General features: G+C 68.0%; 14 protein-coding genes. 8 read left to right on the top strand and 6 right to left on the bottom strand.

What is annotated here, in order from left to right:
- Window positions 1-106 precede the first annotated feature (106 nt).
- Together BJQ90_RS01000 and BJQ90_RS00995 are read right to left on the bottom strand one after the other, a co-directional pair.
- Window positions 107-1,534, bottom strand: coding sequence for a YibE/F family protein (locus BJQ90_RS01000; RefSeq protein WP_226758449.1), 1,428 nt, complete (start codon window positions 1,532-1,534; stop codon window positions 107-109).
- Between the two features lie 149 nt (window positions 1,535-1,683).
- Window positions 1,684-3,057 carry an FAD-binding oxidoreductase gene (locus BJQ90_RS00995; protein ID WP_226758448.1) on the bottom strand — a complete coding sequence of 458 codons (1,374 nt, stop codon included), beginning with the start codon at window positions 3,055-3,057 and terminating at the stop codon, window positions 1,684-1,686.
- A gap of 377 nt (window positions 3,058-3,434) precedes the next feature.
- On the opposite strand from BJQ90_RS00995, the gene BJQ90_RS00990 reads away from it, so the two are divergent.
- The 4 genes from BJQ90_RS00990 to BJQ90_RS00975 all read left to right on the top strand — a co-directional run bounded on the left by BJQ90_RS00990 (window position 3,435) and on the right by BJQ90_RS00975 (window position 7,392).
- On the top strand, window positions 3,435-4,193 hold the full coding sequence (locus BJQ90_RS00990; protein ID WP_319004583.1) for an alpha/beta hydrolase: 759 nt from the start codon (window positions 3,435-3,437) through the stop codon (window positions 4,191-4,193).
- Entirely contained in the window at window positions 4,193-5,038 is an 846-nt protein-coding gene (locus BJQ90_RS00985; RefSeq protein WP_226758447.1) for a DUF1295 domain-containing protein, read from the top strand. The genes BJQ90_RS00990 and BJQ90_RS00985 overlap by 1 nt, the downstream gene beginning before the upstream one ends.
- Before the next feature lies 1 nt (window position 5,039).
- Window positions 5,040-5,870: a lysophospholipid acyltransferase family protein gene (locus BJQ90_RS00980; protein ID WP_226758446.1), complete on the top strand. Its 831-nt coding sequence runs from the start codon at window positions 5,040-5,042 to the stop codon at window positions 5,868-5,870.
- A 73-nt stretch (window positions 5,871-5,943) separates the two neighbouring features.
- Window positions 5,944-7,392 (top strand): short-chain fatty acid transporter, encoded by a 1,449-nt coding sequence (locus BJQ90_RS00975; RefSeq protein ID WP_226758445.1) that lies wholly within the window; start codon window positions 5,944-5,946, stop codon window positions 7,390-7,392.
- Window positions 7,393-7,465: 73 nt separating this feature from the next.
- On the opposite strand, the gene BJQ90_RS00970 is transcribed toward BJQ90_RS00975, so the two are convergent.
- From BJQ90_RS00970 to BJQ90_RS00960, 3 genes are all read right to left on the bottom strand, one after another.
- Window positions 7,466-8,467 carry a GNAT family N-acetyltransferase gene (locus tag BJQ90_RS00970; RefSeq protein ID WP_226758444.1) on the bottom strand — a complete coding sequence of 334 codons (1,002 nt, stop codon included), beginning with the start codon at window positions 8,465-8,467 and terminating at the stop codon, window positions 7,466-7,468.
- Between the two features lie 2 nt (window positions 8,468-8,469).
- Window positions 8,470-9,855: a glycine--tRNA ligase gene (locus BJQ90_RS00965; protein WP_226758443.1), complete on the bottom strand. Its 1,386-nt coding sequence runs from the start codon at window positions 9,853-9,855 to the stop codon at window positions 8,470-8,472.
- 170 nt (window positions 9,856-10,025) lie between these two features.
- A complete protein-coding gene (locus BJQ90_RS00960; protein WP_226758442.1) occupies window positions 10,026-11,024 on the bottom strand; it encodes a DMT family transporter in 999 nt (332 codons plus the stop codon).
- 33 nt (window positions 11,025-11,057) lie between these two features.
- Between BJQ90_RS00960 and BJQ90_RS00955 the strand changes: the two genes are divergently transcribed.
- Window positions 11,058-11,294, top strand: coding sequence for an RNA-binding S4 domain-containing protein (locus tag BJQ90_RS00955; RefSeq protein ID WP_226758441.1), 237 nt, complete (start codon window positions 11,058-11,060; stop codon window positions 11,292-11,294).
- Between the two features lie 37 nt (window positions 11,295-11,331).
- Here the strand turns inward: BJQ90_RS00955 and BJQ90_RS00950 are convergent, their stop codons facing one another.
- Entirely contained in the window at window positions 11,332-11,982 is a 651-nt protein-coding gene (locus tag BJQ90_RS00950) for an alpha/beta hydrolase (protein WP_226758440.1), read from the bottom strand.
- A 70-nt stretch (window positions 11,983-12,052) separates the two neighbouring features.
- Here BJQ90_RS00950 and BJQ90_RS00945 point away from each other — a divergent pair, with 70 nt between their 5' ends.
- The 3 genes from BJQ90_RS00945 (at window position 12,053) to BJQ90_RS00935 (ending at window position 13,558) form a co-directional block, all read left to right on the top strand.
- The gene (locus tag BJQ90_RS00945; protein WP_413463619.1) at window positions 12,053-12,925 is read left to right on the top strand and encodes an SGNH/GDSL hydrolase family protein; all 873 of its coding nucleotides are present in this window, start codon (window positions 12,053-12,055) and stop codon (window positions 12,923-12,925) included.
- Between the two features lie 115 nt (window positions 12,926-13,040).
- Complete coding sequence (locus BJQ90_RS00940; protein WP_226758439.1) at window positions 13,041-13,256, top strand: hypothetical protein; 216 nt, start codon at window positions 13,041-13,043, stop codon at window positions 13,254-13,256.
- Window positions 13,257-13,291: 35 nt separating this feature from the next.
- Window positions 13,292-13,558: a hypothetical protein gene (locus tag BJQ90_RS00935; protein ID WP_226758438.1), complete on the top strand. Its 267-nt coding sequence runs from the start codon at window positions 13,292-13,294 to the stop codon at window positions 13,556-13,558.
- Window positions 13,559-13,673 lie beyond the last annotated feature (115 nt).

Genomic DNA, 13,673 nt, shown 5'->3' with positions numbered 1-13,673 from the left:
GAGTTCCAGCTTGGGGGCGGGAGGGGTAGCTACAACAGTCACCTGTTCATTGTCTCAAAGCCGGGCAAATCGGCCCGATCCGCGCCTGCTATGTGGAAACCCGCGGTCAGTCCCGTGCGGCGGCGCGCCGCCCGCGGCGCCCGGCCGGCGCCTCGTCGAAGGCCTCGGAAGGGTCGACGGCGTCCAGCCGCTCGGCGTCGTCCGGGGTATGGCCAACGGCTGCGCGGCCGGCCGCGGGAACGCCGACGGCGGTGGCCAGGAGAGGAGCGGTCCTGGCGCCCGGTGCCTTCATTCCCGTTGCTTTGACCACAAGTACCGCGATCAGCGTGGTAACGGGGATCGCCAGGACCAGGCCGATGGATCCTACGAGGGTGCGGATCACTTCCTCGGAGAGCTCGGCGCTGGTGAGGGCGTCACCGAGCGGCCGTTCATAGAGCATCACCAGGATCAGCACCGGCAGTGCGGCACCGGCATAGGCGAACGCGATGGTGTACACAGTGGAGGCGATGTGGTCCCGGCCGATCCGCATCGCGGAGGTGAAGAGCTGGCGCGCGGACGTTTCCGGGGCCAGTTCCCAGAGTTCCCACACTGCCGAGGACTGCGTGATGGTGACGTCGTTCAGGACGCCCAGGCCCGAGATAATCAGGCCGCACAGGATGATTCCGGAGATGGAGATGTTGTCCGAGATGTTCGCCAGGGCTGCGGAATCGTGGCTGCCCACGCCGGCGAGGTTGGCGGCGTCGGTGGCCCAGGCTGCCAGCAGCGAGGTAATCGCGAGCCCGAACATGGTGCCGAGCAGCGCCGTCGAGGTCCGGGCGGAAAAACCGTGGGCGAAGTACAGTACGCCGATCATGATCACCGTTGACCCCACCATTGCCAGCAGCAGCGGGGGCTTGCCCTCCACCAGCCCGGGCAGCATGAAGGACACCAGCACGCCGTAGGCCCCGACGAGTCCGATCAGCGCGCGCAACCCGCGCCAGCGCGCCACGGCGATCACAACAACGGCATACAGCAAGGCCAGGACGATGATCGGCAGGGTCCGGACGAAGTCCACGAAGACGTAGGCGGGCGCGCCCTGGCCGGCGGCGCCCTGGGCCTTGGAGAGGTTGAGGTAGCGGATGTTGTCGCCGACCTTAACACCGTGGGATTTGGCGACGTCGGGGTTGATGACCACTTTGACGGGGTTGCCGCCCTTGTCCGGGTCCGTGAAGGCAAAGGTGCACTCCGAGCCCTGTTGCGGCGCGGCGTCCGCTCCGGCCTGTCCCTGCGGGAGGGCATCCATGCAGCTGCCGGTGACAACGCGCTGGATCTTCCCGGTGTCGAACGTGACTCCCGGCGCGGCCGCGTAGGGGCTCGCCAGCGTGATCCCCTCCTTGCTGCCCGAGGGCCACAGCAGCGCCATCGCCACGAGGGTCAGCAGCGTCAGCGGGATCAGGATGGCGGCGAGGATGAGGTTGGCTTTCTTCCGCGCGGCGAGCGCCTGGGGTGTCGGCTCCGCGTGTCCTTGTGCGGTGTGTGAATGTCCGGCGCCCATCAGCAGTTCAACCTCATGCCGAAGACTTTACGGCGTTTCATGGCGCCGTCATGACGCAGGGGCTGGCTGCCCGGGTCCGGCCGCGCCGTTGGCCCGGTCGTCCGACGCCGGTGTCCGCCGGCCGGCGCCGCCCGGCCGAGGCCTCCGCCTTAGGCCGGCGTGATGTTCTGGTTCACGTGGAAGAGGTTCTGCGGATCGTATTTTGCTTTGATCTCCCGCAGGCGCTTGTAGTTCGGTCCGTAGTTTTCCTCGACTTTGGTCAGATCGTCGCCGTCCATGAAATTGATGTAGCCCGCACTCTCTGAGTAGGGCTGCAGGGCCGCTGCGTACTCCCGGACCCAGGCGATGTTCGCCTCGCTGTCCCGGGGATCCTCCCAATGGCACGCGATGACCGGAGAGAACCTGGCGTTCCGGTTGGGGAACGCTGTGTCCGTGGCCCCCACCTGATGCACTGCGCCGTCGATCGGATAGATGTGCACGGCGGTCTGCACGCTGGGCACCCGGCTGCCGTAGTCAAGGTGGGCGTTGATGGCCCCGTCGTTGAGTTCCGTCAGGAAGGCCGCCTTCCAGTAGGCCAACAGTCCCTTGGGGTACATCCCGTCAAAGGCGGAGTTCAAGGCCGCATATGGCATCGGCCCCACCATGGACCCTGCCACGGGCGCAGCGTCCAGGAACGGCTGCCAGCGGGCCTGCCCTTCGGCCGGGTCACCGGTCCACATGCCGACCACAATGCAGACCGGCTTACCGTGCCACTCTTCCGGGAGGAAGGGAACCGGCGGGCCCTGATGGAAGGCGAGGAATGCGCCCAGCTCGCCAGGAGAGGCCGCCAGTTGCTCGCGGTAAAACTTCGCCACGGTTTCGGCGTGCTCCACGGGGTAGATGATGATGCCTGCGTGGACCATGTCCACGGGATGGAGGCGGAATTCCAGCGAGGTCACGACGCCGAAGTTCCCGCCGCCGCCGCGCAACGCCCAGAAGAGGTCCTCATTCTCGCTTTCACTGGCCGTGAGGAACTTTCCGTCCGCGGTGACGACGTCGGCCGAGAGAAGGTTGTCGCAGCTCAGCCCGTATTTCCGGTCCAGGTAGCCGATGCCGCCGCCGAGGGTCAGCCCTGAGACACCGGTCGAGCCAACGATGCCGCCGGTGGTCGCCAGCCCGAAGGGGTGTGTGGCGTGGTTGAAGTCGGCCCACGTGGCGCCGGCCTCGGTCCTGGCCGTTTTGCTGGCCGGATCGACCCTGACCCCCCGGGTGTTCGTAAAGTCGATGACCAGCGCGTCGTCCGCCGTGCCAAAGCCCGGCCCGCTGTGGCCACCGCCACGAATGGCCAGGCCCAGGGAGTTGTCCCGGGCGAAGTTGACGCTGGCGATGACATCCGCCACTTGGGACACCCGGACCACCGCTGCCGGCCTCTTGTCGATCATGCCGTTGTGCACTGCCCGCGCGGCGTCGTAGTCCGCGTCGCCAGCGGTGATGACCTGCCCGCGGACTTGCTCGCGCAGGCTGTCGAACATTGTTCCGTTCATTTTCTGTACCGTCGATTTCGTCGTGAGATTCGACCCGGACGGTTCTCCCTGCACTCCCAGCCGGCGTGGCGCCCGGAGATTTACGTGCACAGGCTTACTCCTCGGCTCTGTCCCCGTCAAGAGGTCCCGGCCGACTTTTTCCTGTGAAGAGGACGCGGCCGGCACGCGCCAGGGCGCACGCTCCGCGGGTCCCGGCAGACAGCAACCGACCGCGCCCAATCTTTCCGAGCCACTGCTTCGAATGTTCCATGGGCGTGTCCCCGCGGCGGGAAGTCCCGCGCGGGTTGCAGAGCAGTGCCTTTCGGCGGAAGTGCTGCTTGAACTGGGGCACAGCGCCTTATGGTTGGAATTGACGGACGAAATGTGGAGGACACGGCGTGGCCATACGCAAGATAGACGACCGCGAACCTGAGGCGGCCGGCCCGGGCGCGGCTGCCAGGGCCGTGCTGAGCATTGCCGGGGCCGCCGGGGAAACCCGGGGAGTCGCCCTGGTCCTGCACGGCGGGCGGTCCAACAGCTACGAATCCGTCCGTGGCAGGCACCTGAGTCCCGCCCGGATGCTGCCTTTCGCCCGCGCCCTCCGCAGTGGAGGCGGATCCGACGGGCTGGCCGTCTGGACGCTCCGGAACCGCTACCGGGGGTGGAACGGACAGGACATGTCCCCGGTCCGTGACGCCCGCTGGGCACTCTCGCACATCAGCCGCGAACACCCGGGAGTCCCCATCTATCTCCTCGGCCACTCGATGGGCGGCCTGACCGCCCTCTGCGTCGCGGACCACCCGCGGGTGGAGGCCGTCGTCGCCCTTGCGCCCTGGCTCGATGCCAAAACCCCGGTGGAACCCGTGGCGGGTCGGCGGATCCTGATTGTCCATGGCACCGCGGACCGCTGGACCAGCCCCGCCAACTCGCTGGCCTTCGCCCGACGGGCTGACGGCGTCGCGGAGTCCGTGGAGTACGTCGCCCTCAAGGGAGCCGGACACTTCATGTTCCGCCGGGTGCGCCTGTGGAACTCACTGGCCACCCGATTCATCCTCGATGCCTTCGCGAGCACCGCGGGGCGGGAACTCCGGGGCAGTTCGGACTCCTTCCGCAGCCTCCTTCCGGCCTCCGGCCCCAGCCTCCCGGTGGTGCTCTGATGCCGTACTTCCCGATCGGCGCCTTCCTGGCCAGCCTCCCGTGGGTGGCGGTTGGCCTAGTGTTGCTGCTGGCCCTGACCTTTGCCATTGCCGTCCGCCAGAGCCGCCACTCAGTCATCGACACCGTCTGGGGCCTCGGGTTCGTAGTCGTGGCCGCCATCTCCTGGCTGCTCTCCGCCGGACACGGCGACGACGGCCGCCGGCTGCTGCTGCTGGCGCTCGTGGCGGTCTGGGGCATCCGGCTGGCCCTCCACATCGGCGTCCGGGCCCGCGGCGGCCACGAGGATCCACGGTACGTGGACATGCTCTCTTCCGCCCCCGGGTCCCGCAACATCTACGCACTTCGCAAGGTCTACCTGCCCCAGGGCGTGATCCTGTTCTTCGTCTCGCTCACCATCCAGGTGGGAATGTTCAGCACCGGAAGCCTCGGCTGGCTGGCCTGGCTGGGCGTACTGCTCTGGATCGTTGGCTTCGTCTTCGAGACGGTCGGCGACTGGCAGCTCGGGCAGTTCAAAGCGGATCCCTCCAGGCGCGGCACCGTGCTCAACACCGGACTCTGGCGCTACACCCGGCACCCGAACTACTTCGGCGACGCGGCCGTCTGGACCGGGTTCTTCCTTGTCGCCGCTGATTCCTGGCCCGGGGTGCTGACCGTCCTCTCCCCCGCCCTGATGATCTGGCTGCTCGCCGGCAAGTCAGGCAAGCCGCTCACGGAAAAGGCCATGTCCGCGCGCCCCGGGTATACGGAATATGTGGAATCCACCTCGGGTTTCCTGCCCCTGCCGCCCCGCAGGCCGCGCGGCAGCCGGCAACAGCCGGACGGTCCACAGCCGGGCGGACGCTGACATGACCTGGCGGCCCCAGCCCAGCGACCGCTTCTACCGCGTCATTGTCCGCACCGGGCTGGCGCTGCGCCGGCTGTTCCGGATCCGGGTCATAGTCACCGGGCAGGAGCACCTTCCGGCGCCGGAGCGCCGCAGCGATGCCCCGCAGCCGTTGTCCCGCGGTGTGACCCCGGGCCGGGGCGCCGTCGTCGCGATCACGCACTTCGGGTACCTCGACTTCGCTTTCGCCGAACTGCTGCTGTGGCGGCACAGCAGGGCCCAGATGCGCTTCCTGGTCACCCAGGGGGCAGCCGATCACTGGTTTGCCGGGCCCGCCGTCAGCGCCGCAGGCCATGTCGTGGTGGGGTATGGGGCAGGCTCCCACGCCTACGATGCCGCTGTTCAGAAACTCCGTGAGGGCGAGTACATCGCGATCCTGCCGGAGGCCGGCGTCAGCCGCAGCTTCCGGGTGCGCGAGTGCAAGACCGGTGCGGTGCGGATGGCCGCCGAGGCCTGCGTGCCCATCATCCCCGTCTCCATCTGGGGCTCCCACCGGCTGATGACCCGCCGCCACGGGTTCTCCCCGGCCCGCGCCTGGCGCGCCCCGGTCCGCATCCACATCGGCGAACCGGTGATCGTCGGCCCGTCCCAGGACGTCCAGCGGGCCACCGAAGCGCTGCGCGAAACCCTCCAGGCCGGCATCGATGCCTGCATCGCCGACTTCCCGCTGCAGCCGGCCCCGGGCGCGTGGTGGATGCCGGCGGACCTCGGCGGCGGAGCACCCACCGAGGAGGAGAGGCAGCGCCTGGACGCGGCCGAAGGTCCGCGGCGCGCTGGCGTCCGGCGCCGATAAGCCCGGTTACCGCGATCGTCTTGGCTAGGCTCCATCGGGTACAAAATCGCACTCAATGGAGAGGTACCCCTCTGTGGCAAACACAGTCCTGACGAAAAGCGGAATCGGCGAAGAACGCGGTCTCGCCCGCGTAGCCCAACGGATGGCTGCGTGGACCGAAAAATGGTTCCCGGACGCCTACATCTTCGCCCTGGCCGGCGTCATCATCATCGCTGCGGCCGCCCTGGCCATCGGCGCCTCGCCCCAGTCGATCGCCGATTCCTTCGGCAACGGATTCTGGGACCTGACCGCTTTCACCCTGCAGATGGCCATGGTGGTGCTGACCGGCTACGTCGTGGCGACCTCCCCGCCCGTGGCCAGGCTGATCAACCGGCTGGCCCTCATCCCGGCGACCGCACGCACCGCCGTGAGCTTCGTGGCGCTGATGTCAATGTCGGTGTCCTTCCTCAACTGGGGCCTCAGCCTCATCTTCGGCGGCCTGCTGGCCCGCGCCATCGCCCGCCGCAAGGACCTCACCGTCGACTACCGCGCGCTGGGCGCGGCCGCCTTCATGGGCCTCGGGGCCGTCTGGGCGCTCGGCCTGTCCTCCTCGGCGGCGCAGCTGCAGGCCACCGCGGCCTCGCTCCCGCCGGCTCTGCTGAAGATCACCGGCATCCTGGACTTCGGCACCACGATCTTCACCTGGCAGTCCCTGCTCACCCTGGCCATTCTGGTGGCCCTCACCACCGTGATCGCGCACTTCTCGGCCCCGACCGGCGGTGCGCTCCGCACCGCCGAGGATCTCGGCGTCGACCTTGACGATGAACCCAGCGAGCCGGCGCCGCGCTCCCGCCCGGGCGAATGGCTCGAGTACAGCATGATCCTGCCAGTCCTGGCCGGCGTCCTGACGCTCGGCTGGCTTGTCTCGCAGTTCCTGACCAAGCCCTTCCTGACCGTGGTGAGCAGCCTGAACGGCTACCTGCTGGTCTTCCTGATCCTGGGCCTGGTGCTGCACGGCACCCCGCGGAACTTCCTCCAGGCCGTTACCAAGGCCGTCCCGGCGACCGCCGGCATCCTGGTCCAGTTCCCGCTCTACGCCGCGATGGCTGCGATCCTGACCAGGGCCACCGGCCATGGCGGCATGACCATCTCGGCCCATTTGGCCGAGTTCTTCTCACAGATCGGCGGCGGCGGCGGGTTCGCCATCGTGATCGCGCTGTACACGGCCCTGCTGGGCCTGCTGGTCCCCTCCGGCGGCGGAAAATGGCTCGTCGAGGCTCCCTACGTGATGCAGTCCGCCACGGACGTCCAGATGAACCTCGGCTGGACCGTGCAGATCTACAACATCGCCGAGGCCCTGCCGAACCTCGTGAACCCGTTCTTTATGCTGCCGCTGCTCGCGGTACTGAAGCTGCGGGCCCGGGACCTGGTCGGCTTCACCTTCCTGCAGTTCGTCTTCCACCTGCCGGTGGTGCTGCTGCTCGTCTGGCTCCTCGGGATGACATTCAACTTCGTGCCGCCGGTGATGCCGCCCGGCCAGTAACCCCACCGGACACAGCCTTAAACGCAGCTGACCCGCAGTAGTTTTCACTACTGCGGGTCAGCTGCGTCAGGGACTAGGCCGGGTCGGAAACGACCAGTGTCTCGGCGCCCTGGAGGCGCGCCTTGCCGCTCTCCAGCAAGGGCTCGACGACGGCGCGCAGCGCCTCCATCGAGTGGTCCAGTTCCAGCACCACGGGGTGCTGGAACGCAATCAGCGCCAGCAGGTCCCGGACGGCGGCCCGGGCCTCGTCCTCCGGGAGTTTGGGCTCGTGGCCCAGGAACACGTCGGTGGGATGGCCTGATTTGGCCGCGCCCTCCCCCGCCGCGCCGTCGGGGGCGAGCTCGGCGTAGCTGATCGCGAAGGCCTGGAGCTGGCCCTTCTTGCTGGCCGGCACTCCTGGGCCGAACGCGCTGGCTTTGGGCGCCCGGAGCACAATGGCGCCGTGGGCTCCGCTGAGCTCGTCCAAAAACAGGCGCTGGACTGTGCCGATGCTGAGCTCGCCGGGGCTGTCCCAGCCGTGCACGGCCGTGTAGTACCGGCCCACGACGTCGCTGAGCTCCACCGAGCCGGTTGCAAGGTCCTCGACCTGCTCGGAGGCGGCAGCCTCCGAACCGTCGCCGAAGACCGGCAGCCGGAGGGCCCCCGGCTCGACGACGACGAGCCGGGAACGCTGGATCGGGGCCAGGCCCGCCGCCTCGGCGAAGGCCGCGCCGGGGGTGCCCGGCTCCACCTTGGTCCGGAGCCGGGAGACGCCCGACGGCGATTGTGCGGCTTCGTGCCGCAGCATGGTCAGCAGCGTGGAGCCGACGCCGGCGCGGCGGTGGTGCCGGTCGACCTCGATGTAGGCCCAGAGGCGTTCGGGGTGCAGCGAGGCCTCGTGGACCACACCGGCCGCGACCGGGATGGCCACGCCGTCGACGACGTCCTCGGCCACGATGCAGCGGCGCCATGGCGCGCTGCCGGAGGGTGCCAAGGTGCCGCGGAACTGCCGGGCCTGCTCGGTTTCGGGGCCGCCCCAGATTTCCAGCAGGGCGAGGTCGTCGCCGTCGTGCCATTCACGGTAGGAGATCGCCACGATCAGGCGCCGATCAGCCGTGCGGCCAGGTAGCCCTCCACCTTGTCCAGGGAGACGCGTTCCTGGCTCATGGTGTCGCGTTCGCGGATCGTGACGGCCTGGTCGTCCAGGGTCTCGAAGTCCACGGTGATGCAGAACGGGGTGCCGATCTCGTCCTGGCGGCGGTAGCGGCGGCCGATCGCGCCGGCGTCGTCGAACTCGATGTTCCAGCTCTTGCGCAGCTGGGCGGCGAGGTCCTTGGCTTTCGGGGACAGGTCCTCGTTGCGGCTCAGCGGGAGCACGGCTGCCTTGACCGGGGCCAGGCGCGGATCCAGCTTGAGCACGGTGCGGATGTCGACGCCGCCCTTGGCGTTGGGTGCCTCGTCCTCGGTGTAGGCGTCGATCATGAACGCCATGAAGGACCGGGTCAGGCCGGCTGCCGGCTCGATCACGTACGGGGTGTAGCGCTCGTTGGTGGCCTGGTTGAAGTAGCTCAGGTCCTGGCCGGAAGCTTTGGAGTGCGTGGACAGGTCGAAGTCCGTGCGGTTGGCGATGCCTTCAAGCTCGCCCCACTCGGAGCCGTGGAAGCCGAAGCGGTATTCGATGTCCGTGGTGCCCTTGGAGTAGTGGCTGAGCTTCTCCAGCGGGTGCTCGAAGAAACGCAGGTTGTCTTCGCGGATGCCGAGGCCGGTGTACCAGGACATGCGCTCCTTCATCCAGTACTGGTGCCACTGCTCGTCGGTGCCGGGTTCGACGAAGAATTCCATCTCCATCTGCTCGAACTCGCGGGTGCGGAAAATGAAGTTGCCCGGGGTGATCTCGTTGCGGAAGGACTTGCCGATCTGGCCGATGCCGAACGGGGGCTTCTTGCGGGAGGTGGTGAGCACATTGCTGAAGTTGACGAAGATGCCCTGGGCCGTTTCCGGGCGGAGGTAGTGCAGGCCTTCTTCGCTGGCCACCGGACCGAGGTAGGTCTTGAGCAGGCCGGAGAACTCCTGGGGTTCGGTCCATTCGCCGCGGGTGCCGCAGTTGGCGCAGGCGATGTCCTTGAGGCCGTTCTCGGCGGGACGGCCTTTCTTCTCCTCGTACTCTTCCTCGAGGTGGTCGGCGCGGTAGCGCTTGTGGCAGGAGAGGCACTCGACCAGCGGGTCGGAGAACACGTCGACGTGTCCGGAGGCTTCCCAGACCTGGCGGGGCAGGATCACGGAGGAGTCGAGGCCGACGACGTCTTCGCGGCCGCGGACCACGGACTGCCACCACTGGCGCTTGATGTTTTCCTTGAGCTCGGCGCCCAGGGGCCCGTAGTCCCAGGCAGAACGCGAGCCGCCATAGATTTCACCGGCCTGGAATACGAAACCCCGGCGCTTGGCGAGGGAAATGATCTGGTCGAGGACGGATTTTGCTGCCATGGGAACTCCACTTTCTACAGGGCCGCTGGGTGCGGTCCGCGGTCTGAGCCCCGGGACCCCGGCTGGTTGCCGGACGGGGCACTGCTGAAACGCAAGACTTAAACGCAGCAAAAGCACGCGCACAACAATCAGCCGGGGCTCAATGTTGGCGGTGCAGGAAGCTGCGCCTCCTAGCCTACCGGCCTGCCGGCCCCCGGCGCCGCCCGCCGCAGGGCGCCTTTGGGCCAGGGAAGGCTCGCGAGCACAATCGCGGCGAGGGTCAGCAGGGTCCCCAGCACGGTGGGCAGCGCCACCACAGTGCCGGGCGCCGGGAACACCAGGTCCAGTCCCAGGGAGCCCAGCAACTGGCCCGCGATCATGCCGAGTCCCGTCACCAGGACACCCAGGCTGCGGACCAGCACGGCGCCGACTCCGATGAATACACACCCGATGGGCCCGCCCAGGTAGTACCACCACTCCGCCGGCAGCGCGTTGCCCGGTCCCGCGACGGCGATCTTGACCAGCCAGGCAGCCCAGAGCATGACCCCGCCGGCGATGAAGTTCATGAGCGTCGCGGCGATGGGCGTGCCGTAGTGCATCGCGGCGGTGCCGTTCATGGCTTGCTGGAAGCTCATCAGGAATCCGGCCAGCACGGGGAGGAGCAGTGGAACCAGCAGCTCCCCCGGCCCTGACCCGGCGCCGGAGAAACGCGGCGAGACCGCCCAGGCCACGGCGGCGACGGTCAGGATGCTGCCGAGCACCCGGATGCCGGTGATGGATCTTTTGCCGGCCGGTCCTATCCCCATCCGGTCCACGAGCAGCCCGCTGAGGGTCTGCCCGGTCACGCTGGCGACAGTAAAGAGGGCGACACCCAGCAGGCCCACGGTAAAGGACTGCGCGAAGACGAAGAACCCGCCGATGCAGCCGGCCAGAACGTAATAGCGCGGGAAACGGCGCTCCCGGATCGCCGGCACGATGCGCGCCAGCCCGGTCCGGCCTTTCGGCAGCACGATCGATATCGCGATCATCACCACCAGACCGGTGGTGAAACTCACCACTGCTGCGGCGATTCCATCCTGGAGCGCCGCACCCAGGGCGCCGTTGATCCTGCCCTGGACGGGCATGAACAGCCCCGCTGCCACGGCGAGCGGCAGCCCGGCGAGGAACGGAAGCCGGGGCGTGTGCGTCATTGCTGTCACCTTACGTCAGGCATCATTGCTTGTATGAGCAACCCGGAAATTGAAGAGATCACCATCCGCGACGACATGATCCGTCTCGGTCAGCTGTTGAAGCTGGCCAGTCTGGTCGAGGACGGGGTGGAAGCAGCGGAGCTGATCAAGAGCGGGCTCGTTAAGGTCAACGGTGAGATCGACGAGCGCCGGGGCCGCCAGCTCCACCACGGCGACACCGTCACCGTGAACGGCAGGACCGTGCGGATCAGCACTCCCGAGGGAGCCTAGAACCTCGCCGGGCGGACTGCCGCCCGGCGTCGTCAGCCTACTTGCTCAGCACGCCATGGGTGAGGAACTCGGAGACGTGCCCGATTTCCTGCTGGTTGATGCCGTGCCACATCCCGGTGTAAAGCACCTTGGTGAGCTTCACGTGCTTGCGCACCCAGCCCATGGTGAATTCGACCTTGTCGGGCGAGATCACCGGATCCTGCTGGTCGCGGCCCCAGAACAACGGCACCGTCCCGTCCAGTTCGGAGTCTCGGAAGCTGGGATCCCCGGCGGCGTCGACGGCAAAACCTGATAAGCCGACGACGGCGGCATAGTCCGCGGGCCGCCGCCGCAGCAGGGTGGTGGCCAGTGCCATCCCCATCGAAAAGCCCAGCAGTGTGACGGACGGGTGGTTCTGCCGGACCGCGTCGAGCCAGTCCTCCACGTAAGTGGCGGCATCCTTGACGGCGTCGAGGGAGTAGTCGATCGATGCCGTCAGCGGGAACCAGGTGAACCCGGGGCCGGAAACCAGCGGTGCGCGCAGCGACGCCACCACAAAATCCTGCGGCAGCACGTCCGCCAGGCTCAGGAGATCCTGTTCGTTGGCTCCATAGCCGTGCAACAGGACCAGCAGCGCCTTGCCGGCGCGCTCCTCCTCGGGTTTGGACCATAGGACAACGGGGGCGGGGAAGGCGGCGGCGTGAGTCATGGCTCCATTCTTACAGTTACCCGGAAGTAACAACTTACGGTGGCGTAGCTTTGCACGAAGAGTGCACGATATGAAGGTGAGCGAAACTGAAGCCATGCAGAATGCACCGGAGACCCCCGTAACCCACCCCTGGACCCGCTATGTGGCCATGGGGGACTCTTTCACGGAGGGCATCGGTGACCCCGAGCCGGCGAGTCCTGGCGGCCACCGCGGCTGGGCGGACCGGGTGGCCGAGGAGCTCAGCCGCGGCCACGAGGACTTTGCCTACGCAAACCTCGCCGTCCGGGGCCGCCTCCTGCAGCAGATCGTGGACCAGCAACTGGCCCACTGCCTGTCCCTCCGGCCCGACCTCGTGACGCTGTCGGCGGGCGGGAACGACCTGATCCGCCCCGGCGGGGATCCGGATGCCCTGGCCGAGAAACTGGACTCGGTGGTGCAGATCCTCACCCTCGCCGGCGCCACGGTGGTCCTCTTCAACGGCCCCGACACCGGCTCGTCCGTGCTGGGCCGGGTGCGCAGCAAGGTGGCCATCTACAACGAGAACCTTCGCACTATCGCGGCGCGCCACGACGCCGTCATTGCGGACATGTGGTCCCTGCGGCAGCTGAACGATCCGCAGATGTGGGATGCGGACCGGCTGCACTTCTCGCCGCTGGGCCACCACACCATCGCGGCCATGGTCCTGGACTCCCTCAACGTCGAGCACACCCTCGAACCACTCTCCCCCAAACCCCTCCCGCAGCGCAGCTGGCGGCAGGCGCGGTCCGGTGACCTGGTGTGGGCCCGCGAATACTTCGTCCCGTGGGTGGTCCGCCGGCTCCGGAACCGTTCCTCCGGCGACGGCGTCACGGCCAAGCGCCCCCTCCCGGGGCCGGTCTTCGGCCCCGGGATGCCGCTCGGCTCGGGCGAGGGGCCGCCCGCTGAGGAGCCCGTGCGCCCCTGAGCGGCCTGACCGGGCCGCCTGGACGAGGGCCCCTGGCCCGGGTACCCGGGACAGGGCACGACGGGCAGGGTGCGGGCGTTAAGCTGGGAGGACACTTCCTGAGAGGCACGGTACCGTGAACAGTCTGTTCTTTTGGATCATCGTTTTGTCATTCCTGATCCCGATGGCGATGCGCTACTACAAGAAGTCGGTGCGCGGGCGGAACCAGAACCAAGGCGGCTTCCCGGACCAGTTCGGGCAGTTCCCCGGAAACCCTCCCGGCGGCGGGGCCGGATACCCGGGCCAGCAGAACAAGCAGCCGCGCGACGGGTTCACCCAGCGGGACTATTAGGGGCATTCGGCGAGCTGGGGGCCCCGCAGCAGCCGATGCCGCCGGCGAACCAGCCGTACCCGGGCCAGCCCTACCAGCCCCCGATCCCTTATGAGGACAGCCCGGAATACCCCGGCAACCGGCCCCAGGCTTTCCAGCCTCAGGACGCACAGCAGCCCTCTGCCCCGGCGGTGCCCCAGCCGCCGTCGGCCCCGCAGGGCTTCCGTGCCCGCAAGCTCGCGGAACTGGACCAGCGGTACAGCGACGGCGAGCTCACCATGGAGAACTACATGGCCCAGCGCGCGGAGATCATGAAGGGCTAACTCCCCACCGACCACCACCACCACCACCACCACCAACGCGGGGTCACTTACCGCCCATCATCCGGTCACGGAGGGGCTTTAAGTGACCCCGCGTTGGTGGTGGTGGTGGTGGTGG

Source organism: Arthrobacter sp. SO3 (assembly GCF_020532825.1).
In the GTDB taxonomy this organism is placed as follows: domain Bacteria; phylum Actinomycetota; class Actinomycetes; order Actinomycetales; family Micrococcaceae; genus Arthrobacter.
This window is presented reverse-complemented; position numbering and strand designations above follow the sequence as displayed.

What these genes read in the sequence shown, in the direction of transcription:
- BJQ90_RS00960 (WP_226758442.1), bottom strand. Translation starts at nt 11,024, where the DNA reads ATGACGCACACGCCCCGGCTTCCGTTCCTCGCCGGGCTGCCGCTCGCC.
- BJQ90_RS00980 (WP_226758446.1), top strand. Translation starts at nt 5,040, where the DNA reads ATGACCTGGCGGCCCCAGCCCAGCGACCGCTTCTACCGCGTCATTGTC.
- BJQ90_RS00950 (WP_226758440.1), bottom strand. Translation starts at nt 11,982, where the DNA reads ATGACTCACGCCGCCGCCTTCCCCGCCCCCGTTGTCCTATGGTCCAAA.
- BJQ90_RS01000 (WP_226758449.1), bottom strand. Translation starts at nt 1,534, where the DNA reads ATGGGCGCCGGACATTCACACACCGCACAAGGACACGCGGAGCCGACA.
- BJQ90_RS00995 (WP_226758448.1), bottom strand. Translation starts at nt 3,057, where the DNA reads ATGAACGGAACAATGTTCGACAGCCTGCGCGAGCAAGTCCGCGGGCAG.
- BJQ90_RS00985 (WP_226758447.1), top strand. Translation starts at nt 4,193, where the DNA reads ATGCCGTACTTCCCGATCGGCGCCTTCCTGGCCAGCCTCCCGTGGGTG.
- BJQ90_RS00945 (WP_413463619.1), top strand. Translation starts at nt 12,053, where the DNA reads ATGAAGGTGAGCGAAACTGAAGCCATGCAGAATGCACCGGAGACCCCC.
- BJQ90_RS00965 (WP_226758443.1), bottom strand. Translation starts at nt 9,855, where the DNA reads ATGGCAGCAAAATCCGTCCTCGACCAGATCATTTCCCTCGCCAAGCGC.
- BJQ90_RS00935 (WP_226758438.1), top strand. Translation starts at nt 13,292, where the DNA reads ATGCCGCCGGCGAACCAGCCGTACCCGGGCCAGCCCTACCAGCCCCCG.
- BJQ90_RS00955 (WP_226758441.1), top strand. Translation starts at nt 11,058, where the DNA reads ATGAGCAACCCGGAAATTGAAGAGATCACCATCCGCGACGACATGATC.